We start from the raw sequence: 22,760 nt of genomic DNA, 5'->3' as shown, positions 1-22,760 counted from the left end.
CCTAATCCAATTGATGCGGCGTATGTCCCCGTTGATCGTGCTCGGTGCCGTGATGAGCAGTGCCTACGCGTTGCCGCCGCAGGCGGTGGCGCCGGTGAAGCTGCCGCACGGCGGGCGCGGTGTCGACGGTCCGTTCTTTCCGGCCACGCGGGCGGCGCCGGTGTTGCCGTCGACCGGCGCGGCGTTGCAGCAGCAGGCGCAGCAGCGCGTCGACGCGAGGCTCGGCGGCAATACCGTGCTGAGCAACGGCGCAGCCGTGACGAAGGCGCAGGCGCAGAGCAGCGGGCTCGGCTTCGTGTCGAAGCACTTCGACGAGATCGATGCGAAGCACACCGGCCGCGTGACGATGAGCGACGTACGGCAGTTCATCCGGCAGCGGCAGGTGCAGGCGCAGCAGGAACAGCAGGACGAGTGACGTAGCAGGCAGGGCGGCGGCCGGTGCGGCTTTCCAGCGTACCGGCCGCCGAATCGTCGGCGGGCGCGGGCTAAGGCGCGATCACCGTCATCCTGAACGGCCCGCCATGCTCCGCCGCATGCGCGACCGCGTCGTTCGCGTCGTCGAGCGCGAAGGCCGTCACGTCGAATTGTCCGAGGTCGAGCAGCCCGCCGCGAACGAGCCCGGTCATCAGCGTCACGGCTTGCGTCGGGTACATCCATTTGCCGCGCAGCGTGATGTCGTTGCGCATGATCCACGGATACGGCAGCTCGAGCCCGGCCCCGCCGAGCATGCCGACACCGCCCATCAGCACCACGCGCCCGTACGGGCGAACCGCCATCACGGCCGCCCGCACCGTCGTCGCGGGCACCGACGGCGGCATCAGGTCGATCACGCAGTCGATCGGCCCCGGCGCCGCCTGCTGCATGCGGATACGGTCTCCGGTTTCGTCGCCGCTCAGCTCGACCGTGCGCACGCGGTCGCCGAAGCGGCGTTCGAGATCCGAGAGCACGCGCACGTTGCGGCCGGGCGCGACCACGCAGCGCGCGCCCATCGCCAGCGCCACCGCGACGCAGGCGCTGCCGAAATTGCCGGTCGCGCCGCTGACGAGCAGGATTTCGCCGGCGCGCAGGTCGGACGCCAGCAGCCCGCCGTAAGGCACGAGCAGCGTATTGAGCGCGCACCAGCGTGCGGCGTCGGCCGACGCGATCGCGCCGATGCGCACCGCGTTCTCGGTCGGCACGCGCAGCCGTTCGGCGAACGGACCGTCGTGAAAGTAGCGCTGCAACTGCTTGCCGCCTTCGCCGCGCGTGCTCCAGCCCTGCAGCACGATGTCGGGCATCCGTGCGTCGTCGCGCGAGCGTACGGTCGGGTCGCAGAAGACCCAGTCGCCCGGCTGCAACTGCGTCGCGTCGGGGCCGGTTTGCCGGACTCGGCCGATTGCGCCGCAGCCGGGCACGATCGGCAGCTCGATCGGATAGCGGCGCTCGCCGCTGAACACTTCCCGCGCATAGGACAGAACCGGCGTCGCGACGACGTCCACGATGACTTCGCCGGTGCCGAGCACGGGGTCCGGCATCGTTTCGATCGCGAGCGGCCTGCCGAACGACTTCAGAATCGCAGCTTTCATGACGCTTCCTGACGGTGGGGATGCGTCGATTCTGGCAGGCTTAGAATCCGCAACAAGGCCCGGCGCGAGCCCAGGATCGGCCGATACCACCCTGCTCGGAGCGAACCCGATGACCGTCACCACGCGAACCCCGTTCGGCGATTTCCTGCGCTCGCGGCGCAAGAAGCTGCGCCCGGAGGCCGTCGGCCTGCACGACGGCCCGCGCCGGCGCACGCCCGGCCTGCGGCGCGAGGAAGTCGCGGAACTGGCCGGCATCGGCGTCGACTGGTACGTACGGCTCGAGCAGGGGCGCGACGTCAACCCGTCGGATGCGACGCTCGACGCACTGGCGCGCGCGTTGCGGCTCGACAAGGCCGAAGCTGCTCATCTGCGCACGCTCGCACGGCGCGATGGGGCCCGTGCGTTCGTGCCGGAACGCGTGCCGCCGACTCTGGCGCGGCTCGTCGCGCATCTTCAGCAGCCTGCGTACGTGACCGGCCGGCGCTGGGACATCCTCGCGTGGAATGCCGCCGCGGCCGACGTGCTCGGCTTCGACCGGCTGGCGCCGGCCGATCGCAACATCCTCGTCTACATGTTCGAGACGCCGCACGCGCGTGCGCTGTTCGCCGCGAGCTGGGCCGACGAGGCGCGGCGGATGATCGCGCTGTTTCGCACGAACCACGATCTCTACGCGAGCGATCCGGCGTTCGTCGCACTGATCGCGCGATTGCGCGCCGGCAGCGGCGAGTTCGCGCGGTGGTGGGATGCGCATGACGTGCGCAGCGGCGTGTCGGGCGAGAAGGTGCTCGTGCATGCGCAACGCGGCACGCAGCGCTACGAGTACGCGACGTTCCAGGCGAACGACGATCCCGCGCTGAAGCTGGCGATCTATACGCCGGTGAACGGCGACGAACAGACCTGATGCGGGCGTGACCGGCGCCGCCAGGCGGCCACGCGGCGAAGCATCGGCTTCATGCGCGACCGCGGATGGTCAGGCGTAATGGTGGGGAGCGGCTCAGGCCGCCCGTCGAGCGGACAGTCGATTCCACAGCATGCCGGAGCGGCTGCCGCTGCGGCAATACGCGAGCACCGGCTTCGGCAGCGTGTCGACCAGTGCGCCGAACGCGTCGACTTCCGCGTCGCCGATGCGGTCGCGCTCGACCGGCAGGTAGCGCGCGTCCATCCCCAGTTCGCGCGCGGCAGCGGCGATCTCCTCGAACGGCGGTTGATCCGCGCCTTCGCCATCCGGCCGGTTGCAGATCACCGCACGAAAGCCCGCATTGCGGATCGCCTTCAGGTCGGCGGGCGTGATCTGCCGCGACGCGGTGAAGCCGGTCGCCGCGGCCGCCCGGCATTGCTCGATCGCCCGCGCGAAACAGCCGATCGCGAAGTCGACGTCCTGCTCCGTCGTGAAACGCCCGAAACTGATGCGCACGGTACGCCCGGCCGTTTCCGCGTCGAGGCCGATCGCGGTCAGCACGTGGGACGGCGCGCCGCTGGTCGAATTGCAGGCGGAGGTGGACGACACGGCGAGCGCTTCGCCGAGCATGAACGGGAAGAAGCCCGGTGCGTTGACCGTCAGGCTCAGCGTGTGCGGGATGCGGCGGGCGGCGGCCGCATTCTGCGTGACGTCGCCGAGCGCGAACAGCGCGTCGGTGAGCCGCGCGCCGAGCGCGGCGATCCGCGCGGCTTCGCCGTCGAGTTTTTCGGCGGCGAGTTCGCACGCGACGCCCATGCCGACGATCTGATGCGTCGCGAGCGTGCCCGAGCGCAGCCCGCGCTCATGGCCGCCGCCGTGGATCTGCGGCGCGATCCGGCTCGCGATCTCGCGGCGGACGAACAGTGCGCCGATGCCCTTGGGGCCGTACACCTTGTGGGCGGACATCGACATCATGTCGATGCCGAGCGCGCGCACGTCGATCGGCGTCTTGCCGAGCGCCTGCGCGGCGTCGACGTGGAGCAGCGCGCCGGCGGCGTGCACGATGCGGGCGATCGCACCGATGTCGGTCAGCGTGCCGATCTCGTTGTTCACGAGCATCAGCGATACGAGGCCGGTGTCGGGGCCGATCGCGGCCGCCACCGCGTCGGCGGTGATTTCGCCGTCGGCGTCGGGCGTCAGGAAGGTGACCTGCATGCCGTGCCTCGACAGGTTCGCCATCGTGTCGAGAACGGCCTTGTGCTCGAGGCGGCTCGTGATCAGATGGCGCTTGCCGGTCGCGTTTTCCGCATAGCCCTTCAGCGCGAGGTTGTTCGATTCGGTGGCGCCCGACGTCCAGACGATCTCGTCGGCGTGGGCGCCGATGAGCGCGGCGACCTGCGCCCGAGCGTGCTCGACCTTGTCTTTCGCCAGCCGGCCGGCGGCGTGCGAACTGGATGCGGGGTTGCCGAAGATGCCGTCGAAGCCGAGGCAGGCCGTCATCGCCTCGATCACGCGGGGATCGGCGGGGGTCGTGGCTGCGTAGTCGAGGTAGTGCAGCGGGGTGGGTTCGCTCATGTCCGTCTCTTGCTCATTGCGTGGTGACGGAAATGATACGGCGGGCGGAAGGGAAAAAGGATCCAAATGTGGCTGACGATTCAGCTCGATGTGGAATAACGTTTTCTCCATATATGGAATGGGGGAATTTATTTCCTGGTGTGGCGGGCCGCGTCGGCGATGGCGCGTGAAGGTGAATCGAATCAGTTGTGCAGCAGCACCTTCCCGATAACCTGCCCGGATTCCAGCGCCTCGTGCGCGTCGATCACCTGATCCAGCGGCACCTTCATGCCGATGCGCGGCGCGTAAGCGCCGGCGGCGACGCATGTGTTGATGTCCGCGATGGCGGCCCGTTTGGCTTCCGCGGGCACGTGATAGATATAGACGAAACGCAACACGCAACCGTGCGTCATGGCCTTCAGCAGCGGCACCGACAGTTCGTCCGTTGCACGGGCCGTTGCGTAGGCGCTGATCACGCCGCCTTGCGACAGGCACGCGAGGTCGATGTCGAGGTTGGATTTCAGGTCGACGTCGACGATACGGTCGACACCGAGCCCGCCGGTTGCGTCGCGAACGGCGCGCGCCATGTCCGCGTCGTTTCGGTCGAGCACCAGATCGGCGCCGTTCGCTGTCGCGATGGTGGCCTGTTCGGCGGTTCTGACCGATGCCGAGACCCATGCGCCCGCCCATTTCGCCAACTGAATCGCCGCGCTGCCGACCACGCCCGCACCACCGTGCACCAGCACGTGCCGCCCCGCCAAGCTGCCGTCGGCGAACAGGCAGTGATGCGCGGTCAACGCCGGAATGCCCAGTGACGCACCGACGTCGAACGATACGGGGTCGGGCAGGCGCACCGCATGACTCGACGGCACCACGACGAACTCCGCCGCCGTGCCCGCGGCGCGGCCATATTGCGCTTCGTAGATCCAGACCCGCTCGCCGAGCCGGTCGGGCGATACGTCGATGCCGACGGCATCGATCACGCCGGCGCCATCCTGATGCGGCGTGATGCGCGGGTAGGGCATCGCGGACGAGAATCCGGCACGCGCTTTCACGTCGGTCGGATTCAGTCCCGAGACCGCGATGCGAACGCGCACCTCGTTCGGCCCGGGCTGCGGCATCGGCAATTCCCCGACGCTCAGGACATCGCGGGCGGCACCCTGGCGCTCGTAGAACGCTGCTTTCATCTGTCGTGCTCCGATTGGTTTGGCAAAAGGGGCATGCAGCGAGGTGTCGACTGCAGCCCGGGAAAATTCTGGGTTGCAGGGATATCGATGGCAAGTAAGTACGACTTTGATATATAGGGCAAATTTTTATACTATCGGTCGATGGAAAAAACCGATACGAACGGATACCGATGCACGGTGGAGGCGACCGTCGACGTGATCGGCGGGAAGTGGAAGCCGTTGATCATCTACTACCTGCTCGGCGGCACGAAGCGCTTCGGCGAGCTGCGTTCCGTCATCGGCGGTGTCACGCAACGCTCGCTGACGCTGCAGCTTCGCGAGCTTGAAGCGCACGGTATCGTGTCCCGCAAAGTATTCGCGGAGGTCCCGCCCCGTGTCGAATATTCGTTGACGGACGTGGGGCGCACCCTCACGCCCGTGCTCGATGCGATGAAGAACTGGGGCGACCGCTACGTTGCGCGAGGCGAGTCGCGTTAAGTGCATTTGGATACGGGCCGGCCGGCGCCGGCGGCCGGCGGCTTGCCGCGTCACGACCGAATGGCGGCAAGCGCGGGATGAGCACGCGCGGCCGCCCGCCCGTCAAACGTGCAGCGCCGGCTGGCCAGTGGCTGAACCACGCCGGCTGCCGATCGAGACGGTGACGCTGAAGCCCGGCTATGCGTCGCCGGCTGCGTTCAGCCGCGCGTTCAAGCGCGTGACGGGCATGTCGCCGGGGGGCGAGCCGGCAGGTCGTTCGTCGTACCTGAAAAGCGGCGAACCCGTTACCTCGCTCGACACGGCCGCATCGTCCTCGCGCGCGAAGCGGAGCGCCGATGCACCGATGTCCATGCGGGATTTCCCCGTCACGCACGAGCGAGCGCCACGTCGCCCTCGCGTGCCTCCGCCCGACGCTTTCCCGCCGCCCGTTCCGGGCCGCCGTTCCCGATTATTTGCGTTTCGCGAATGGCGCGTTCGCCGGTTGTTCCATACCCGATCGGCGGCCGTGCACCTATCGTGGTGGCGTCGGCTGAGCCCGTTCGACGCGTCGAATCCGGGCGCCAGCCGGCACTTCCTCGCGATTCGCGTCGCACACAAAAACCATCGGAGCCGACCATGCGCAGGCGCTGCGGCGCGGGCGGGCGAACCGGCGTCCACGGAGACGGACATGAAAGCAAACGAGTGGGATACCTCATACGAGTGGAAGGCGGTCACGCTGCTGGCGCTCGGTTTCGGGCTGGTCGGCCTCGACCGCTGGCTCATCGCGCCGCTGTTTCCTTCGATCATGAAGGACCTCAACCTGAACGCGCAGGACGTCGGCAACTGCATCGGCGTGCTCGGCCTGTCGTGGGGCATCTTCGCGGCGCTGATGGGCGGCATCTCGGACAAGATCGGCCGCCGGAAGGTGCTGATTCCGGCCATCGTCGCGTTTTCGCTGCTGTCGGGCTTCTCGGGGCTCGCGGGCGGGCTGCTCGGCCTGATGGCGATTCGCGGCCTGATGGGCGTCGCGGAAGGTTCGTTCTGTCCGACGAGTTTCGCGGCGACGGCCGATGCGTCGCATCCGCGGCGGCGCGGCCTGAACCTCGGCCTGCAGCAAAGCGGCTTCGCGCTGTTCGGGCTCGCGCTGTCGCCGATCATCGCCACGCAACTACTCGGCGTTATGTCGTGGCGCTGGGTCTTTGCGCTCGTGGCGATTCCCGGCCTGATCCTCGGCGCGTTCATGTTCTTCGTGATCCGCGAGCCGAAGGTTGCGAAGGACGTCGCGTCGGAGCATGCGCCCGCGTCGCTCGGCCATGTGCTCAAGAGCCGCAACATCCTCGTGGCGATGGCCGCGCTGTGCTGCGCGATGACCGGCGTCTTCGTGCTCGGCGCGCTGCTGCCGCTGTACCTGACCGATTACCTGTCGCTCGGTACGCAGAAGATGGGCCTCGTCGTGTCCGCGATCGGCTTCGGCGGCTTTCTCGGCCAGTTCGGATTGCCCGGCCTGTCCGACCTGGTCGGCCGCCGTGTCGCCAGCATCGTCGGCTTCGCGGGCACGGCCGTGATGCTCTACGTCTTCCGCGGTCTCGGCCCGCAGCCGCTCGCGCTGTTCGGCGTGCTGTTCGTCGCGTCGTTCTTCACGCTCGGGCTGGTGTCGCTGCTGTCCGGCCCGGTGGCGACCGAGGCCGCGCCGGTCGGCCTCGTGTCGACGTCCATCGGCGTGGTGGTCGGCGTCGGCGAGATCTTCGGCGGCGGCATCGCGCCGGCGATGGGCGGCTACGTTGCCGCACACTTCGGCATCCAGAACATTCTGTGGCTGCCGATGGGCTCGGTGTTGCTCGGCATCGTGGTCAGCCTGCTGCTGAAGGAAACCGCGCCGGCCGTGCTGCAGCGCCGCGCGCTCGTGCAGCCGGGGCTGGCCGCCGGCGAGCAGTCGCGGTAAATGCGGGCGCGGGCATACCGGCGCGGGCATCCCGTCGGTTGCCGGTGTCGGCGCGCCCGGCGATTGACATCGATTTGGCGACACAGTGACGTCTTTCGCATGACACAGCACTTTATCCGCACGGGTAGACTGCCGGTTTCGCCGTCGAAAAAGGGCGCGGTATGGACCGGTTTCTGAGCATCGAGGCATTCGTGAGGGTCGCGGAGGCGAGCAGCTTCGCCGAGGCGGCGCGGCAGCTGGGTGTGACGAGTTCGGTCGTGACGAACCGCATTCAGCAGCTCGAGAAGTTCGTCAACGCGCCGCTGTTTCACCGCAGCACGCGTCACGTGCGGCTGTCCGAAGTCGGCGAGACGTTCTATCGCGAGTGCGCCGACGTGGTGAGCCGCGTCAACGAGCTGACGGACCAGATGCGCGAGCTGCGCGCGACGCCGACCGGGCGGCTTCGCATCCAGATGCTGCCCGGTTTCGCGCTCGATCACTTCGGCACGCCGCTCGCCGCATTCAATCAGCGCTATCCGGGCATCCAGCTCGACATCATCGTCAACGATCGCGTCGTCGATCCTGTCGAGGAAGGATTCGACATCGCGTTCCAGATCTTCCCGCCGATTTCCGAGTCGCTGATCGAGCGACGGCTGTTCACGGTCCGGCGCCTCTTCTGTGCCTCGCCCGCGTACGTCGACGCGCATGGTGCACCACAACATCCGCGCGATCTGCTGCAGCACACCACGGCGCTGTATTCGGGCTATCCGTCGCGCAACCGCTGGACGATGACGCGCGGCGACGAGGTCGTCGAAATGGAGTTGCCGGGCATGATCCGCTCGAACTCCGTTCATCTGTTGCGCGAGTACGCGCTGACCGGCGGCGGCGTCGTCTGCCTGCCGACGCTCGTGGCAAGCGACGCGCTCGTCGCGGGCCGCCTGGTGCCGATCCTGACCGACTACCAGCTCGCGCCGCTGAGCTTCGCCGCCGTTTATCCCGCCACGCAGCGGCAGGCGTTGAAGGTGAAGGCTCTGGTCGAATTCCTCGCCGAATACATCGGCGACGAATCCCCGTGGGATATCCCGCTGCTGGCGCGCGGCTGGGTGCGTTGAGCCGCGCGGATTATTCGCGAAACGCAAATGCCGTAATCGCCGTCCGTCGCCTTGTTGCGGCTGTTCGTTGCCCCTAGAGTGGAATCCAACAAGCGGTTCAACTCAGGAGACAGTCATGACCAGCACGGCATTCCACACCGTCTTCGGTTCGCTCGATGGTTACCGGAAGGGCGAGATCGAAATCACCAGCGGCAGCGCGCAGCACTACGCCTTCTCGAACGTCTTCGAGGTGGCATCGAAGTCGGCCCCTTACGAAAAGGTCGTCGCCGGCAAGAACCTCGAATACGTGATCGAAGTGTTGCGGACCGACGGCCAGTCGCCGTGGTTCGCGTGTGCGCACGACGAGTTCACGATCCAGATGGACGGCGAGGTCCGGATCGACTTCATCAAGCTCGACGACCCGCCGCAATCGGGCCGCGGCACCGTGAGCGCGGGCGCGCACCCGGCCGGCCGGAACATGGGGTACGTCGTGTTACGCCAGGGGCATCAGGCGCTGCTGCCGGCCGGCTGCGCGTATCGCTTCACCGCGAGCCGGCCGGGCGTCGCGCTCGTCCAGACCGTGCTCGGCGAGCTGTCCGTCGAGAAGTGGGCCGAGATCTGCCTGCACTGACCTTCCGACCGCATTCGACTATTCCAGGAGACACGTTATGGCCACCCTCGAGACCCTCGACCTTTCCACGGGCTTCGCCGCCGATCTGGTGCGATCGACCGAAGCCGATGCCGTCACCGGCTACCGCGGCTTTCAGCTCGGTGAATTCGCCTTCCGGCGCGACGAATATTTCGTGAAGATCAGCTGGCCCGCGAAAGGCCAGACCCGCACGCATGCGATGCCGGCCGACGCGTTCCTGCGCGCGATGATGCGCGACGTCGCGTGGGGCTTCTTCTACGGCTGGGTGAATTTCGATCACGTATTCGGCACGCGCAATCACTACGGCAAGGTCGACATGTATGCGGGAACCTTCAACGGCATCCTGAAGGACGCCGGCGTCGACTACACCGAGACCTTCGACACGCCGACGATCATGGCGACCTTCAAGGCGATGCTGCACGACTGGACCAACGAGGGCTTCGATCCGTTCGCGGCGCCCGAGGAAACGGGCACGGCGTTCGGGCGCAAGTACGGCGACAACGGCTCGGCGATCGAGCGTACGCGTATCGCGACGCGTCGCATGCCGGGCCTCGAAGGCGACTCGCCGCTGCGCGACGAGCTGCCGGTCAACCGCGCGTTTCTCGACGTGGCGCAGGACGAACCGGAAGTGCACGTCGAGCCGGGCTTCGAAGGCGAGCTGCACGCGTTCAACCTGTTCAAGTACCTGTCGCGCTCGGACGTGACGTGGAATCCGTCGGTGACGTCGGTGTGCGGGCGCAGCCTGTTCTGCCCCACCACGGAGGAATTCATCCTGCCGGTATTCCACGGCAACGACCGCGTCGAATGGTTCCTGCAACTGTCCGACGAAATCGTGTGGGACATCGGCGACAAGAACACCGGCGCGCCGCGCGCACGCATCACGATGCGAGCCGGCGACATCTGCGCGATGCCGGCCGATATCCGGCACCAGGGCTATTCGACGAAGCGCTCGATGCTGCTGGTCTGGGAGAACGCGACGCCGGATCTGCCGCAACGCTACGAGAGCGGCGAGCTCGCGCCGTATCCGATCGCGTTCTAGGCCGCGCTTCAGTTTTCAGTTCCAGCTTCCGCTTCCGCATTACACCGAGGACGATTCATGCAAACCCAACTCTTCATCGGCGGGCGCTTCGTCGACGCCGTCGATCGCGGCACGATCGACGTGCTGAACCCGCACGACGGTTCCGTCATCACGAAGATCGCCGCGGCCACCGCGGCGGACGTCGACCTCGCCGTCGAAGCCGCGACGCGCGCGTTCCCGACCTGGTCCGCGATGCCGGCCGCCGAGCGCGGCCGCCTGCTGCTGCGTCTGGCCGATGCGATCGAAGCCAACGCGGAGGAGCTGGCGCAGCTCGAATCGCTGGACACCGGCCACCCGATTCGCGATTCGCGTGCGCTCGACGTGCCGCGCACGGCGGCCTGCTTCCGCTATTTCGGCGGCATGGCCGACAAGCCGCAAGGCTCGGTGATACCGGTCGAGACCGGTTTCCTGAACTACGTGCAGCGCGCGCCGATCGGCGTGGTCGGCCAGATCGTGCCGTGGAATTTTCCGCTGATGTTCACGAGCTGGAAAATGGGCCCGGCGCTGGCGGCCGGCAATACGGTGGTGCTCAAGCCGTCGGAAATCACACCGCTGTCGACGCTGCGCATCGTCGAGCTGATGGCCGAGGTCGGGTTTCCTGCCGGCGTCGTCAACATCGTGCCCGGCTACGGCCATACGGCCGGCCAGCGGCTCGCGGAACATCCCGGCGTCGGCAAGATCGCGTTCACCGGATCGACGGCGACGGGCCGGCGAATCGTCGAAGCGTCGCAGGGCAACCTGAAGCGCGTGCAACTGGAACTGGGCGGCAAGGGCGCCAACATCGTGTTCGACGATGCCAACCTCGACGCGGCCATCAACGGCGCCGCGTGGGCGATCTTCCACAACCAGGGGCAGGCGTGTATCGCGGGGTCGCGTCTGGTGCTGCACGAACGCATCGCGGACGCATTCCTCGAGCGCTTCGTCGCGCTCGCATCGTCGATCCGGATCGGCAACCCGCTCGATCCGAATACCGAAATGGGGCCGCTCACGTCGAAGCAGCACCTCGATCGCGTGCTGTCATACGTCGACGTCGCGCGTGAGCAGGGCGGCCGCGTGCTGACGGGCGGCAGCGCACCGCAGGATCCGGCGCTCGCCAATGGCTATTACGTGCGCCCGACGATCGTCGAGGCGAAGCATGCGACCGACCGCGTCGCGCAGGAGGAAGTGTTCGGGCCGTTCGTCACCGTGCTGCGCTTCGGCAGCGACGAAGAAGCGTTGGCGATCGCCAACGCGACGGAATACGGGCTCGGCAGCGGCCTGTGGACCAACGACCTCTCGCGTGCCCACCGGATGGCGGCGCGGATCGACGCGGGCATGTGCTGGATCAACTGCTACAAGCGCGTCAATCCGGGCAGCCCGTTCGGCGGGGTGGGCAAGTCGGGCTACGGCCGCGAGATGGGCTTCGAGGCCATGCACGACTACACGGAAGCGCGCTCGGTGTGGGTCAACGTCGACGGCAATGTACCGCCGCATTTCAAGCGCTGAGGCTCGTATGGAACGCTTCGTCTATCAGGGAACGCCGTCCCGCGTCGTGTTCGAATGGGGCGCGCTCGAACGGCTGCCGGACGAGCTGTCCGCGCTCGGCGCGCAGCGGGCGCTGATTCTGTCGACGCCCGAACAGCAGCCGCTCGCCGACCGCGTGAAGGACGTGCTCGGCGAGCGTGCGGCGGGCGTGTGCGCGCAGGCCGTGATGCACGTACCGGTCGAAGTCGCGCGTGCCGCGCGCGAGATGGCCGCCGAGCTGGGCGCGGACTGCTGCATCGCGATCGGCGGCGGCTCGACGATCGGGCTCGGCAAGGCGATCGCACTCGAATCGTCGCTGCCGATCCTCGCCGTGCCGACGACCTACGCCGGCTCGGAGATGACGCCGATCTACGGGCTCACCGAAGGCCGGTTGAAGCGCACCGGGCGCGATGCGCGCGTGCTGCCGCGTACCGTGATTTACGACCCTTCGCTGACGTTGTCGCTGCCGCCCGGTATTTCGGCGGCGTCCGGTGTCAATGCGATGGCGCATGCCGTCGAGGCGCTCTACGCGGAAGACGCGAATCCGGTCATCAGCCTGATGGCGGAAGAATCGATTCGTGCGCTCGGCGAAGCGTTGCCCGGCGTGGTGCGCGATCCGCAAGATCGCGCGATGCGCAGCCGCGCGTTGTATGGCGCATGGCTGGCCGGCACGTGCCTCGGTGCGGTCGGCATGGCGTTGCACCACAAGCTCTGCCATACGCTGGGCGGCACGTTCAACCTGCCGCACGCGCAGACGCACGCGGCGATGTTGCCGCATACCGCGCATTACAACCACGCCGCTGCGCCCGACGCACTGCGGCGCGTCGCCCGGGCGCTGGGCGGGCGCGACGCGGCCGACGCCGGGCCGCTGCTGTTCGCGCTGAACGCGCAGCTCGGCATCGCACCGGCGCTGGCTGATATCGGGATGCCGGAGCAAGGGCTCGATGAAGCGGCCGATCTCGCGTGCAGGAACCCGTATGCGAACCCGCGGCCGATCGAACGCACCGCGATTCGCGCGTTGCTTCAGCATGCATGGGAAGGGTGCGCGCCGCATTGAGCAGCAGGATGCGCGAACGGAGAACGACGTGATGAATGACCAGATCGGCCTGCACGGCTTGTCCCGCGAAGCGATGTTCGGCTTTGCCCTTGATCGGAGCTGATCGCCATGGCGCATTTTTTTGCAGTGTTTGCCACCGACCAGCCGGGTATGCGCGACGTGCGCGACCGCATGCGGCCGATTCACCGGACGTATCTGCGCTCGGCGGCCGAGCACGGGGTGTACGTGCGGCTCGGCGGCCCGACGCTGGACCCGCAGGGCGATGCGATGAACGGCACGCTGCTCGTCGTCGAGGCGGACGATATCCATGCGGTGATGCGGTTCGTCGGCAACGACCCGTATGTGAAGGAGGGCCTGTTCTCGCACGTCGAGGTGCGTCCGTGGGACTGGAGCCTCGGCAACCCCGAGCAAAGGGTGTGAGCGATGGAAGCGAAACGGCTGTGCCGCGTGTCCGATGTGCCCGACGGCGGCGCGCGGGTCGTCGATGAAGCCTGCATCGGACGGCCCGTCGTCGTGGTGCGGCGTGGCGAGCAGGTGTGGGCGTACGTGAATCGTTGCCCGCACTTCTCGGTGCCGCTCGATTTTGTGCCGGGGCGTGTGTCGTGCTACCGGTCGCAGGTGTTGATGTGTGCGCATCACAGTGCGTTGTTCCGGTTCGACGACGGCGTGTGTATCGACGGGCCTTGCACGGGGGCCGGGCTGGACACCGTGGCCGTCGAGGTGGATGCCTCCGCGTGGGTCGTCTTTCGGGGCGCTTGATTTCGCGGATTTTGCATCGTTCAGGTCGATATGGCTTCACCGGAGATTTTTCGAATTAATTAATCAGTAAAACTAAATTCAGGTGTTGTTATGACTGCCTGATTCAAGGCGATTTTCCACGAAGCAATGAGCGAACACCCGCCTCGAAGCAGGTGACGAACGCGTATTTTCATAAAAAAGACGGAGACAACATGAAACTCAGGTTTGGTGTATTGGCGGTGCTTGCCGTGGCGCAGGGCGCATGGGCGCAAAGCAGCGTGACGATGTTCGGATTGATCGATTCCGGCATCTCGTATGTCAGCAACGAAGGCGGCGGAAAGAACGTCAAGTTCGACGACGGCATATTCGCGCCCAACCTGTTCGGCCTGCGCGGCACCGAGGATCTCGGCGGCGGATATCGTGCGATCTTCGCGCTCGTGAATCAGTTCTCGATGGCGAACGGCAGCATCGTCGGCACCGGGATTTTCGGGCGCAATGCCTACGTGGGCCTCGAGAGCGACCGGTTCGGCAGCCTCACGCTGGGCAATCAGTACGACTTCATGGTGGATTCGCTCTTTTCAAAGGGCAACGCGATTTCGCGGGACATCTCCGGCCTGTACGGCTTTCGGAATGGCCCGTTCCAGCGTCTTGCGCTTCCCGGTAATCCGACCGGCGCGTTCGACTGGGACCGCACGGCCGGCAGCAAGCCGATCGCGAATTCGGTCAAGTACAGCTCGCCGACCGTCGCTGGCTTTTCCGGTGGCGTGATGTATGCGTTCGGCGGCGTGGCCGGCTCGGTCGGCGCGGACAACGCCGTCAGCGCCGGCGTGAACTATGAGCTCGGGCCCTTCGGCGTGGGCGCGGCCTATACGAACGAGAAATACGGCCCGGCGCCGGGCGTGCCGTCGACCAGCGTGCGCAACTGGGGTGTCGGGATGCACTACGACTTTGGCGTGGTTGCCGCGAAGGCGCTGGTGACCAGCGTGCGCAACGCGTTCAACGGTGCGGGCGTGTGGATGGCCGAAGCCGGCGGCCTGTGGCGGATCCGGCCGGACGTCGTGCTGGGCGCGAAATACATGTACATGAAGGGCAATGAAGCGGTGAACGACAACCATGCGCATCAGGTCAGCGTCGCCCTTCAATACCTGTTGTCGAAGCGGACGATGGTGTATGTATCGGCGGATTATCAGCGGGCGAATAGCGGCGCGAATGCGCAGGTGAACGGGGTGCTGGATCCGAACGGGGTGTCGAGCTCCGCGAGTCAGGCGGTCGCGCGGGTGGGGCTGCATACGGTATTTTGACGACGCGCATTTGCCGCGTTCTTCAAGCGCGCAGGGCGGCACGAGATCGCCCTGCGCCGATATTTCCCACCATTTGAGTTTCCCGCATAGTCCGCAAGGAGACGATATTTTTCCTGGTAAGTGAGCGGTAAGTCGACTGGTCCTACAGTAGCCCCCGTTTTGACCGCCGACTCCAGGAAAACGATTGTGAAAATTGCCTCCCGCCGCGAACGCCCGTTATTGCTGCTTGCTGCTTCATTTGCACTTTCATCTGTTTCCGCGTGGGCGGACGAGGGCACGAACCCACCCGACCCCGACAATACGGGGCTGACCATCCTCGACCACGCGACGAACGTCACGCATTGGGGACTCGGCGCCGGCGTCGGCATCGAGCCGTCGGTTTACAGGGGCGACGGCACCCGCGTATTGCCTTTTCCGCTGGTCTACTTCGACAATAAATGGGTGCAGGCCATCGGCACCACGGTCGATCTGAAAATCGGCAGCTGGAGCGGCGTCAGTGTCGCGCTTCGTGGCCAGTTCTCGCTGTTCGACGGATACAAGGGCTCGGACGCGCCGATCCTGAACGGCATGGAAAATCGCAAGGGCGCGTTATGGTACGGCCCTGCACTGTCATGGAGCACGAGCTTCGGCACCTTGTCGAGCAGTTTCCTGCTCGGCGGCAACAAGGGCGAGCGCGCGAAGATCGGCTTCGAGAAGGCGTTCGCCCTCGGCGCGTTCTCGATCGCGCCACATGTCGGCGTGGAATGGCTGAGCGACAAATACGTCGACTACTATTACGGCGTGCGACCATCCGAGGCGCGTGCCTGGCGTGCCGCATACAGTGCGGGTTCGACCGTGAACGTATCGGCCGGCACCCGTGTCGACTACCGGCTGACGAAGCAGCAGACGATTTTTGTGGACGTGGGCGTGTCGCGTCTCGGCGACGGCATCACCGACAGTCCGCTCGTCGGACGGCGGTTCGTTCCCGAGGCCAGAATCGGCTACATGTATCGGTTCAAGTGAGTGCGAGTATGCCAAGAGTGGCGATTGTCGAGGATCACGAGCGCCTGGCCGGCCTGTTGGCACAGGCCCTGGCTGCGGCCGGGATCGAATCCGATCGGTTCGGTAATGCTCGGGAAGCCGCCTACGGTGTCGAGCGGGCCGACTATGCACTGCTGATCGTCGACCGCGGATTGCCCGACGGAGACGGCCTGGCGTTCTTGCGGACGCTGCGTGCGGCGGGGCGCATGATGCCTTGCCTGATGCTGACGGCACGCGATGCGTTGCATGACCGCATCGACGGACTCGAAAGCGGCGCCGACGACTATGTGACCAAGCCGTTCGAAATGAGCGAACTCGTCGCCCGCGTGCGCACGCTGATGCGGCGCCCGGCGCTGCTCACGACCCTCGTCGCATCGTTCGCGGACGTGACCGTGGACCCGGCCCAGCGCGCGATGCGCTGTGGCGATCGGACGGTACTGCTGGCGCCGGCCGAGCTGCAGGTCATGCTCTGCCTGATCGAAGCCGCGGGGCGGACCGTCCGGCATTCGATACTCGAGCATGCCGCATGGGGGCTCGCGGAGGCGGTCACGCCGAACGCGCTCGAGGTGACCGTGCACCGCTTGCGCAAGAAACTGACGGCGATCGGGGCAACGATGCGGCTCACCAACATCCGCGGCGCCGGCTTCGCGCTGCGGGGCGCGTGACGATGCTTCGCCGCGCGTCGCCCGTTGCCACTCCCTCGTAAGAAAACCGCCATGTTCCGTCATTGGATCCTGCGCCTGTCGACGCGTCTATGGGTGACCAACGTCGTCGCGTTCGCCGTCAGCCTGGCGCTGCTGTCCGCGCTTTCCATGTATTTTCTCGCTCGATATCCGGAACTCCTCGGGCGGCGCCAGCAGATGGAGAGCATCCGTCATATCGAGGCCGGCATGCGCTTCGACGCGATCGGGCGGCCGGTATCGGTGCGATTGGGCGAGCGTCCGGCGGCGATGTTCCGGCTCTTGCCAACCGACGCGATGTACCGCGTGCTCGATGCGACGGGGAAGGTGTTGCTGGCGTCGGCGCCGTCGAACGGGGATCGGCCGTGGCTGGCGGAGGATCTCGCGACGGCGGCCGGCAAGGTATTGCCCGTCACGATCGACGGCAAGGCGTATGCGATCGCGACGCAGCGCGCGTCGAACGGTAGCGTCGTCCATTACGTGCAGGTGGCGCAAAGCAGGCAACTCGTCGATGCGCTCGTCATGACGAGGGTCGATCCGATACCGAAGACCGTCGCTTATGTGCTGGTCATTGCGACCATCATTTTTGGACTGACGTTGCCGTTGACGATTGGTCACGTGCTGAAGCCGTTGCGGGAGGTATCGCGTGCCGCGCGGGAAATCGAGCCGCGCAACCTGAAAACGCGGCTGTCGTCGGCCGGGATTCCCAGCGAGATCAAGCCGCTGATCGATGCGTTCAACGACGCACTGAGCCGGCTCGAGAATGGCTTCGCCGTTCAGCAGCAGTTTCTGGCCGACGCCGCGCACGAGTTGCAGACACCGCTCACGCTGGTCAGAGGGCAGATCGAGCTGCAGCCCGACATCAGCCAGAAGGCGCTGTTGCTTCGCGAGATCGACCTGATGGCCCGGCAAGTGAAGCAACTGCTGCATCTGGCTGAAGTCAGCGAAGCGCAGAACTTCAGCTTCGGCGACGTGAACGGCGACGAAGTCGCGCGAGACGCCGTGAGCTTGCTGGCCGGCAAGGCCGATGCGAAGCAGGTGAAGCTCCATATCGAAGCGCGCGATTCCGCGTCGCCGATACGCGCGGATGGCGGGGCGCTTTTCATCCTGCTCAAGAACTTTCTCGAGAATGCGATCAACGCGTCGCCGTCGGGCGGTGTCGTCGTGCTGACCGTTCTCGAGACGGCGATTCATGTCGACGATGAAGGGCCGGGCATTCGGCGGGAGCATCTTCCGCTGCTCTTCGACCGATACTGGCGGGCGCCGGATTCGCGGTATGACGGTGCGGGCCTCGGGCTGGCGATCTGCAAGGAGATCGCCGACGCTCATCAATGGAAGCTGACGGTCGATGTGCTGGCAACGGGCGCGCGGTTCAGTGTCTGGTTTTAGTTGGCGCGGAAGGTCGTGTGTGACCGGGTTCCCCTCGGTACAGGGGCCGGATCGGAGAGACGTCCGGTCGCAGCGTGGTTTTTCCTGAGGGCCTTGTTCGACGTCGGATTTTCGCTATAATGGAACTGCGTTCGGAATGACGAACGCGAGAATTCAAGCATCCAGAGTCGGGTCATCCGACGCCAACCTGCCCTCCCGGGCAAGGTGGACGCCCTCGAGGCGATGCGGCCGATTGACGGCAACGAAGCGGGAGCAGCATGGCTGGCACCGGTTCGATAACCATTCATCCGGAGCAACCATGAGCCAAGTTTCCTCCGCTTCCCGCCCGACCGTCTGTGAAGACTGGTCGCACTTCCTTCCCGGTTTTACGTTGACGCATACGGTTCATCTCGTTTCGAGACGGATTCCGGGCATCGTTTCGACCGCGGAGGCCGTACTCGAAGGTGAAACGGCTACGGTCGATCGGTGGGCCATTACTCGCTGTGGCGACGTTCTCGAACAAAAGATCGTGCTCGGCGAAATGACGGAAGGGCAAGCGGTGCGGCTGCGTGAAAGGCTTGCCGCGCTGGAGGGGGTGCTTCGGGCGCGGGTGGGGCATCATTTCGTTCGGGGTGGTTCGGCGACGGCCGGAAATGCGTCGGAGTCTCAGCATACGAAAGCTAACGCTGCCGTAACGAACCAAGCTGCATTTCGTGAACGAACGCGCGAGCAATGGAATTATCGGGAGAAGACATGCCATGACAGAGAATGTCTCGTACGATGGTACGCTGACCAAAAGAATGCGCTAAGCGAAATTGCGACTACAGGTGTTGTCGGTTCGTAAATCGGCGTCTGCATGCCCGCGCAGCAGGGTCGGATGGCTGCGACCTTCGCAAATTCGTTTGGCTCAGCTCCGCCGCGGATATGAGCCAGCCGCCCGATTCGCCGCGCACGTTCCCGCGCATGCGGAATCGTAGGCCGCCGAGCCTCCCCTTGACCCCAAGCACGATCAGCAACGATTTGTGCGCATGCGCTTCGAGCCAGCGCGATAGCTGGTCGATGATCGCGTACCAGCCATCGTCGCGTTCGACATGGACGTTTGACTTAAAGCTGCATCAGCTACTGCGATTGCTGGCGCGCGGCCAGAGCCTTACGCTGACCGAAGGGCACTGATGATTCGCTTGCCGAGTTGTTGAGTATTCGCCTCGGTGCCGCTTTCATATTGCGTCGAGATACCTAGTTGCTCGGCGAATTTGTGCAGAACTGGTCGTGCGGGGGACACTGGCAGGCCATCCCGCTCGAGCTCAATGATGCCGCTCGCGAGCCGTCTGATAACGTACCCATCGTAGAATTCTTCCTCGTCCTGTTCGCTTGTCGAAGACGTCGGTTCCCAAAAGGCTTCTTCCGGATTGCGCAGAAGCTGCTTGACCTTGTCGGCGGCCTCAAGGGTACGGTCGGCCCACGCTAGAGTCAGAACATAGGTTGTGCCATCGAGGAAGAACCTCTCGTTTGCACCGAAGAAATATCGAAGCTTTTTTCCGGGAAACAGGGCTTGGAACTCAGCTTCATCTGCGTGGCCTGGTTTGGAGATGAAGAGATCGCGCTTTCGCCAAGTGATTGCCTCTCGAATCTCGTCAGGCGAACGCCCCTGTGTTATGGCTTCGCGTACAAGCCCAAGCATCAGTCGGCGCTTCGGCAGATTGGGATAGAAGGCATCCCCGATGGTCAGATCGTATCGAGTCGTGTCTCGGGTCGTCGTCCGCGCACTTGCTTGTTCGTTCGACTTTTCACGTAGCGCGACCGTATATTGAGTGGCCTGCGGAAGAGGGATGACTTGCTGGATGTCGAGCAATACATGAGAGTCGACCGCATGCGGGCGAATTTGGACACATCGAATGTCCATGTTTCCCTGTTTATTCAGCCAGAGAACAGCTGTCGTCAATTCAGAGGAAAAATTCGCAGATGCCAACACGATTCGCACCGTATCGGTGAAGACGACGGGGCCCTCGTCTACCTCCAAGAAATCACGAAGCGCCTGTTCGGGATCCTCACTGGAACCAGTGTCGGTGAGGTACTTGCGATGGGCTGCGATCGCTTGCTCGAACCGCATGGTTGAAATCATCGCTGCGTATCGCAACGCTTGCAGGTCCATATGGGCACCTTCGTCACGTTTCAACTCAACGACGACCAGATTTGCGTCCTCGTCCACGCACAGCAGGTCAATTCGGCGATTCGCTCCGTTCCAGTCACCGAACTCTTCCGCGATAACTTTCGTCTTCACTCCGGGAGTGATGGCTTCAATGTGTGCGCGCACTGCTCTCTGAATATCGGCTCTTTCTCGCAGACCAAGATTTCCGAAGGTGCCGAGCGGAATAGGTTGCAAGCCATTGCCTGCTATTTCAAACAATGCCATACGGAGACTCTTTAGTTGAAAAATAAACAACGAATTATATAATATAAAATTGACAAAAATACGGCGCGACGGGAGAATTTAACCATCCGTCGAATGGCTAATATTTTTCGATGAGTGATCGCAGTTTTTCACCCAACCTATGATCCTGGATAAATTTCGGCCGCCATCATCCAAAATTTTAGATGCTTCGTACATTGCTTTTCGGAGATGTTGCGCATTTTGGTCGCGCAAAAAATGTCGACGGAGCAATTTACAATAGTCCTCGCCAAGTGATCCTTCGTGGGGATTTCAGCGGGGACGTCGCGTGGAATTATTCGAAACTGCCATCTGCCTTCGGCACGATTCCCCCTCACTCCACCGTCACCGACTTCGCCAAATTCCTCGGCTTATCAATATCCGTCCCCCGCGCCAGCGCCGCGTGATACGCGAGCAGTTGCATCGGCACCGTATGCAAGATCGGCGACAACGGCCCGTAATACTCGTTGAGCCGAATCACCTCGATCCCCTCACTCGGCACGATCCCGCAGTCCACATCCGCGAACACGAACAGCCGCCCATTCCGCGCACTGACTTCATGCATGTTCGACCTGAGCTTCTCGAGCAGCATGTCATTCGGCGCAACCGCGATCACCGGCATTTCATTGCTGACGAGCGCCAGCGGCCCATGCTTCAACTCCCCCGCCGGATAAGCCTCCGCATGAATATAGGAAATCTCCTTCATCTTCAGCGCCCCTTCGAGCGCGATCGGATAATGCATGCCGCGCCCGAGAAACAGCATGTTGTCGCGTCGCGCGAGCAACTCCGACCACGCCATGATCTGCGGTTCCAGCGCGAGCACCTTCGACATCGCGTCGGGCAGGTGCCGCAGCGCCCGCAGATGTTCCTTTTCTTCATCGTCACTCAACCGCCCGCGCACCTGTGCCAGTGACAACGCCAGCAGGAACAACGCCACGAGCTGCGTCGTAAACGCCTTCGTCGAAGCCACGCCGATCTCGATCCCCGCACGCGTCACGAACTGCAGCGCACATTCGCGCATCAGCGCACTCGTCGCGACGTTGCAGATCGCGAGCGTATGCATCATCCCGCTGCGCTTCGCGACATGCACGGCCCCGAGCACATCGGCCGTTTCACCACTTTGCGACACGGCGACGACGAGCGTGCGCGGATTCGGCACGCTGTCGCGATAACGAAACTCGCTGGCAATCTCGACGCTGGCCGGCAGCTTCGCGATGCTCTCGATCCAGTATTTCGCGGTCAGTGCCGCGTGATAGCTGCCGCCGCACGCGAGCAGCAGCACCGAATCGACGTCGTTGAATACACGCCACGCGCCGTCGCCGAACAGCTCGGGCATGATCGACGAAACGTCGAGCAGCGTATCGGCCACGGCCTGCGGCTGCTCGAAGATCTCCTTCTGCATGTAGTAACGATACGATCCGAGATCGGCCGCGCCGCTATGCGCGGCGACGCGTTGCACCGCGCGCTCGACGCGCTGGCCGGCCGCGTCGACGATCCAGTAGCGATGCAGTTGAATATCGGCGACGTCGCCGTTCTCCAGGTAGGCAATGCGATCGGTGATGCCGGACAGCGCAATCGCATCGGACGCCAGAAAATTCTCGCCTTCGCCGACCCCGACCACGAGCGGCATCCCGTCGCGCGCGCCGACGATCCGATGCGGCTCGTCGCGGCACATCACCGCGATCGCATAGCTGCCGCGCAGTCGCGCGACCGCACGCCGTACCGCATCGAACAGGTCGCCGTCGTACAGGTGGTCGATCAGGTGTGCGATCGCCTCGCTGTCGGTCTGGCTCGCGAACACATAGCCGTGCGCCTGTAGTTCCGTGCGCAGTTGGTCGCAGTTTTCGATGATCCCGTTGTGCGACAGCGCGATGCGCGCGTCGGCGTCGCTCGGCGAGAAGTGCGGATGCGCGTTGAGCGTGACGGGCGCGCCATGCGTGGCCCAGCGCGTATGCGCGATGCCCGTGTAGCCGGACAGCGCCTGTGCGGCAATCTCGCGCTGCAGGTTCGCGACACGATCGACGCTGCGGGCGCGTGCCAGCGTGCGGTCGCGGTAGACCACGACGCCGCACGAATCGTAGCCGCGGTATTCGAGTCGCTTCAGGCCGTCGACCAGGTTCGGCAGGATGTCCCGCTGGGCAACCGCCCCGACAATTCCACACATATCGCGCTCCGTAAATGTCCTGTCTGGATCAGTGAGAGCGATGGTAGAGCTAGCGAAATGGAATTAAATTTCAAAAAGCGATCGAATATGAACTTAATGGAA

The 22,760-nt window shown here is 64.8% G+C and carries 22 protein-coding genes and 1 riboswitch; of the genes, 16 read left to right on the top strand and 6 right to left on the bottom strand.

Annotated elements, in window-relative coordinates; genetic code table 11:
• The first annotated feature begins 22 nt into the window (after positions 1–22).
• Complete coding sequence (locus tag HWX09_RS24575; RefSeq protein WP_227789689.1) at positions 23–415, top strand: 2-oxoglutarate dehydrogenase; 393 nt, start codon at positions 23–25, stop codon at positions 413–415.
• Positions 416–485: 70 nt separating this feature from the next.
• Here HWX09_RS24575 and HWX09_RS24570 read toward each other — a convergent pair whose 3' ends face one another.
• A complete protein-coding gene (locus tag HWX09_RS24570; RefSeq protein WP_027782202.1) occupies positions 486–1,565 on the bottom strand; it encodes a zinc-binding alcohol dehydrogenase family protein in 1,080 nt (359 codons plus the stop codon).
• Between the two features lie 109 nt (positions 1,566–1,674).
• On the opposite strand from HWX09_RS24570, the gene HWX09_RS24565 reads away from it, so the two are divergent.
• On the top strand, positions 1,675–2,466 hold the full coding sequence (locus tag HWX09_RS24565; RefSeq protein WP_027782203.1) for a helix-turn-helix transcriptional regulator: 792 nt from the start codon (positions 1,675–1,677) through the stop codon (positions 2,464–2,466).
• Between the two features lie 93 nt (positions 2,467–2,559).
• Here HWX09_RS24565 and HWX09_RS24560 read toward each other — a convergent pair whose 3' ends face one another.
• Together HWX09_RS24560 and HWX09_RS24555 are read right to left on the bottom strand one after the other, a co-directional pair.
• Complete coding sequence (locus HWX09_RS24560; protein WP_027782204.1) at positions 2,560–4,038, bottom strand: aminotransferase class V-fold PLP-dependent enzyme; 1,479 nt, start codon at positions 4,036–4,038, stop codon at positions 2,560–2,562.
• Between the two features lie 182 nt (positions 4,039–4,220).
• Complete coding sequence (locus HWX09_RS24555; protein WP_027782205.1) at positions 4,221–5,204, bottom strand: NADPH:quinone reductase; 984 nt, start codon at positions 5,202–5,204, stop codon at positions 4,221–4,223.
• A 177-nt stretch (positions 5,205–5,381) separates the two neighbouring features.
• On the opposite strand from HWX09_RS24555, the gene HWX09_RS24550 reads away from it, so the two are divergent.
• Complete coding sequence (locus HWX09_RS24550; protein ID WP_279610193.1) at positions 5,382–5,681, top strand: helix-turn-helix domain-containing protein; 300 nt, start codon at positions 5,382–5,384, stop codon at positions 5,679–5,681.
• A 177-nt stretch (positions 5,682–5,858) separates the two neighbouring features.
• On the opposite strand, the gene HWX09_RS24545 is transcribed toward HWX09_RS24550, so the two are convergent.
• On the bottom strand, positions 5,859–6,032 hold the full coding sequence (locus tag HWX09_RS24545; protein ID WP_155257303.1) for a hypothetical protein: 174 nt from the start codon (positions 6,030–6,032) through the stop codon (positions 5,859–5,861).
• A 316-nt stretch (positions 6,033–6,348) separates the two neighbouring features.
• Here HWX09_RS24545 and HWX09_RS24540 point away from each other — a divergent pair, with 316 nt between their 5' ends.
• The 13 genes from HWX09_RS24540 (at position 6,349) to HWX09_RS24480 (ending at position 18,910) form a co-directional block, all read left to right on the top strand.
• A complete protein-coding gene (locus tag HWX09_RS24540) occupies positions 6,349–7,602 on the top strand; it encodes an MFS transporter (protein WP_027782207.1) in 1,254 nt (417 codons plus the stop codon).
• A 161-nt stretch (positions 7,603–7,763) separates the two neighbouring features.
• Positions 7,764–8,693: a LysR family transcriptional regulator gene (locus HWX09_RS24535; RefSeq protein WP_027782208.1), complete on the top strand. Its 930-nt coding sequence runs from the start codon at positions 7,764–7,766 to the stop codon at positions 8,691–8,693.
• Between the two features lie 115 nt (positions 8,694–8,808).
• Positions 8,809–9,303, top strand: a complete 495-nt coding sequence (locus tag HWX09_RS24530) for a hypothetical protein (protein ID WP_027782209.1) — start codon at positions 8,809–8,811, stop codon at positions 9,301–9,303.
• 37 nt (positions 9,304–9,340) lie between these two features.
• Positions 9,341–10,360 (top strand): hydroxyquinol 1,2-dioxygenase, encoded by a 1,020-nt coding sequence (locus tag HWX09_RS24525; protein WP_027782210.1) that lies wholly within the window; start codon positions 9,341–9,343, stop codon positions 10,358–10,360.
• 57 nt (positions 10,361–10,417) lie between these two features.
• Complete coding sequence (locus HWX09_RS24520; RefSeq protein ID WP_027782211.1) at positions 10,418–11,884, top strand: aldehyde dehydrogenase family protein; 1,467 nt, start codon at positions 10,418–10,420, stop codon at positions 11,882–11,884.
• A gap of 7 nt (positions 11,885–11,891) precedes the next feature.
• Positions 11,892–12,959: a maleylacetate reductase gene (locus HWX09_RS24515; RefSeq protein WP_027782212.1), complete on the top strand. Its 1,068-nt coding sequence runs from the start codon at positions 11,892–11,894 to the stop codon at positions 12,957–12,959.
• Between the two features lie 108 nt (positions 12,960–13,067).
• Entirely contained in the window at positions 13,068–13,379 is a 312-nt protein-coding gene (locus HWX09_RS24510) for a YciI family protein (protein ID WP_027782213.1), read from the top strand.
• A 3-nt stretch (positions 13,380–13,382) separates the two neighbouring features.
• Positions 13,383–13,718, top strand: a complete 336-nt coding sequence (locus HWX09_RS24505) for a Rieske 2Fe-2S domain-containing protein (RefSeq protein WP_027782214.1) — start codon at positions 13,383–13,385, stop codon at positions 13,716–13,718.
• Positions 13,719–13,909: 191 nt separating this feature from the next.
• A complete protein-coding gene (locus tag HWX09_RS24500; RefSeq protein ID WP_027782215.1) occupies positions 13,910–14,998 on the top strand; it encodes a porin in 1,089 nt (362 codons plus the stop codon).
• A 186-nt stretch (positions 14,999–15,184) separates the two neighbouring features.
• On the top strand, positions 15,185–16,000 hold the full coding sequence (locus HWX09_RS24495) for a MipA/OmpV family protein (RefSeq protein WP_027782216.1): 816 nt from the start codon (positions 15,185–15,187) through the stop codon (positions 15,998–16,000).
• 8 nt (positions 16,001–16,008) lie between these two features.
• Complete coding sequence (locus HWX09_RS24490; RefSeq protein WP_027782217.1) at positions 16,009–16,683, top strand: response regulator transcription factor; 675 nt, start codon at positions 16,009–16,011, stop codon at positions 16,681–16,683.
• Between the two features lie 51 nt (positions 16,684–16,734).
• Positions 16,735–18,087 carry an ATP-binding protein gene (locus HWX09_RS24485; protein ID WP_027782218.1) on the top strand — a complete coding sequence of 451 codons (1,353 nt, stop codon included), beginning with the start codon at positions 16,735–16,737 and terminating at the stop codon, positions 18,085–18,087.
• A 152-nt stretch (positions 18,088–18,239) separates the two neighbouring features.
• Positions 18,240–18,343: riboswitch (SAM-I-IV-variant riboswitch) on the top strand.
• A gap of 42 nt (positions 18,344–18,385) precedes the next feature.
• Positions 18,386–18,910, top strand: a complete 525-nt coding sequence (locus tag HWX09_RS24480; protein WP_155257304.1) for a hypothetical protein — start codon at positions 18,386–18,388, stop codon at positions 18,908–18,910.
• Positions 18,911–19,216: 306 nt separating this feature from the next.
• Here the strand turns inward: HWX09_RS24480 and HWX09_RS24475 are convergent, their stop codons facing one another.
• Both HWX09_RS24475 and glmS read right to left on the bottom strand, forming a co-directional pair.
• The gene (locus HWX09_RS24475) at positions 19,217–20,479 is read right to left on the bottom strand and encodes a hypothetical protein (RefSeq protein ID WP_034185265.1); all 1,263 of its coding nucleotides are present in this window, start codon (positions 20,477–20,479) and stop codon (positions 19,217–19,219) included.
• 349 nt (positions 20,480–20,828) lie between these two features.
• Positions 20,829–22,658, bottom strand: coding sequence for a glutamine--fructose-6-phosphate transaminase (isomerizing) (gene glmS / locus HWX09_RS24470; protein WP_027782220.1), 1,830 nt, complete (start codon positions 22,656–22,658; stop codon positions 20,829–20,831).
• Positions 22,659–22,760 lie beyond the last annotated feature (102 nt).

It is taken from the genome of Burkholderia sp. BCC1208 (genome assembly GCF_902833095.1).
Classification (GTDB): domain Bacteria; phylum Pseudomonadota; class Gammaproteobacteria; order Burkholderiales; family Burkholderiaceae; genus Burkholderia.
This window is presented reverse-complemented; position numbering and strand designations above follow the sequence as displayed.

Coding starts and splice junctions, on each gene's coding strand:
- HWX09_RS24510 (WP_027782213.1), top strand. CDS start 13,068: ATGGCGCATTTTTTTGCAGTGTTTGCCACCGACCAGCCGGGTATGCGC.
- HWX09_RS24500 (WP_027782215.1), top strand. CDS start 13,910: ATGAAACTCAGGTTTGGTGTATTGGCGGTGCTTGCCGTGGCGCAGGGC.
- HWX09_RS24555 (WP_027782205.1), bottom strand. CDS start 5,204: ATGAAAGCAGCGTTCTACGAGCGCCAGGGTGCCGCCCGCGATGTCCTG.
- HWX09_RS24480 (WP_155257304.1), top strand. CDS start 18,386: ATGAGCCAAGTTTCCTCCGCTTCCCGCCCGACCGTCTGTGAAGACTGG.
- HWX09_RS24485 (WP_027782218.1), top strand. CDS start 16,735: ATGTTCCGTCATTGGATCCTGCGCCTGTCGACGCGTCTATGGGTGACC.
- HWX09_RS24560 (WP_027782204.1), bottom strand. CDS start 4,038: ATGAGCGAACCCACCCCGCTGCACTACCTCGACTACGCAGCCACGACC.
- HWX09_RS24490 (WP_027782217.1), top strand. CDS start 16,009: ATGCCAAGAGTGGCGATTGTCGAGGATCACGAGCGCCTGGCCGGCCTG.
- HWX09_RS24515 (WP_027782212.1), top strand. CDS start 11,892: ATGGAACGCTTCGTCTATCAGGGAACGCCGTCCCGCGTCGTGTTCGAA.
- HWX09_RS24530 (WP_027782209.1), top strand. CDS start 8,809: ATGACCAGCACGGCATTCCACACCGTCTTCGGTTCGCTCGATGGTTAC.
- HWX09_RS24565 (WP_027782203.1), top strand. CDS start 1,675: ATGACCGTCACCACGCGAACCCCGTTCGGCGATTTCCTGCGCTCGCGG.
- HWX09_RS24570 (WP_027782202.1), bottom strand. CDS start 1,565: ATGAAAGCTGCGATTCTGAAGTCGTTCGGCAGGCCGCTCGCGATCGAA.
- HWX09_RS24525 (WP_027782210.1), top strand. CDS start 9,341: ATGGCCACCCTCGAGACCCTCGACCTTTCCACGGGCTTCGCCGCCGAT.
- HWX09_RS24575 (WP_227789689.1), top strand. CDS start 23: ATGTCCCCGTTGATCGTGCTCGGTGCCGTGATGAGCAGTGCCTACGCG.
- HWX09_RS24545 (WP_155257303.1), bottom strand. CDS start 6,032: ATGGACATCGGTGCATCGGCGCTCCGCTTCGCGCGCGAGGACGATGCG.
- glmS (WP_027782220.1), bottom strand. CDS start 22,658: ATGTGTGGAATTGTCGGGGCGGTTGCCCAGCGGGACATCCTGCCGAAC.
- HWX09_RS24475 (WP_034185265.1), bottom strand. CDS start 20,479: ATGGCATTGTTTGAAATAGCAGGCAATGGCTTGCAACCTATTCCGCTC.
- HWX09_RS24520 (WP_027782211.1), top strand. CDS start 10,418: ATGCAAACCCAACTCTTCATCGGCGGGCGCTTCGTCGACGCCGTCGAT.
- HWX09_RS24535 (WP_027782208.1), top strand. CDS start 7,764: ATGGACCGGTTTCTGAGCATCGAGGCATTCGTGAGGGTCGCGGAGGCG.
- HWX09_RS24505 (WP_027782214.1), top strand. CDS start 13,383: ATGGAAGCGAAACGGCTGTGCCGCGTGTCCGATGTGCCCGACGGCGGC.
- HWX09_RS24540 (WP_027782207.1), top strand. CDS start 6,349: ATGAAAGCAAACGAGTGGGATACCTCATACGAGTGGAAGGCGGTCACG.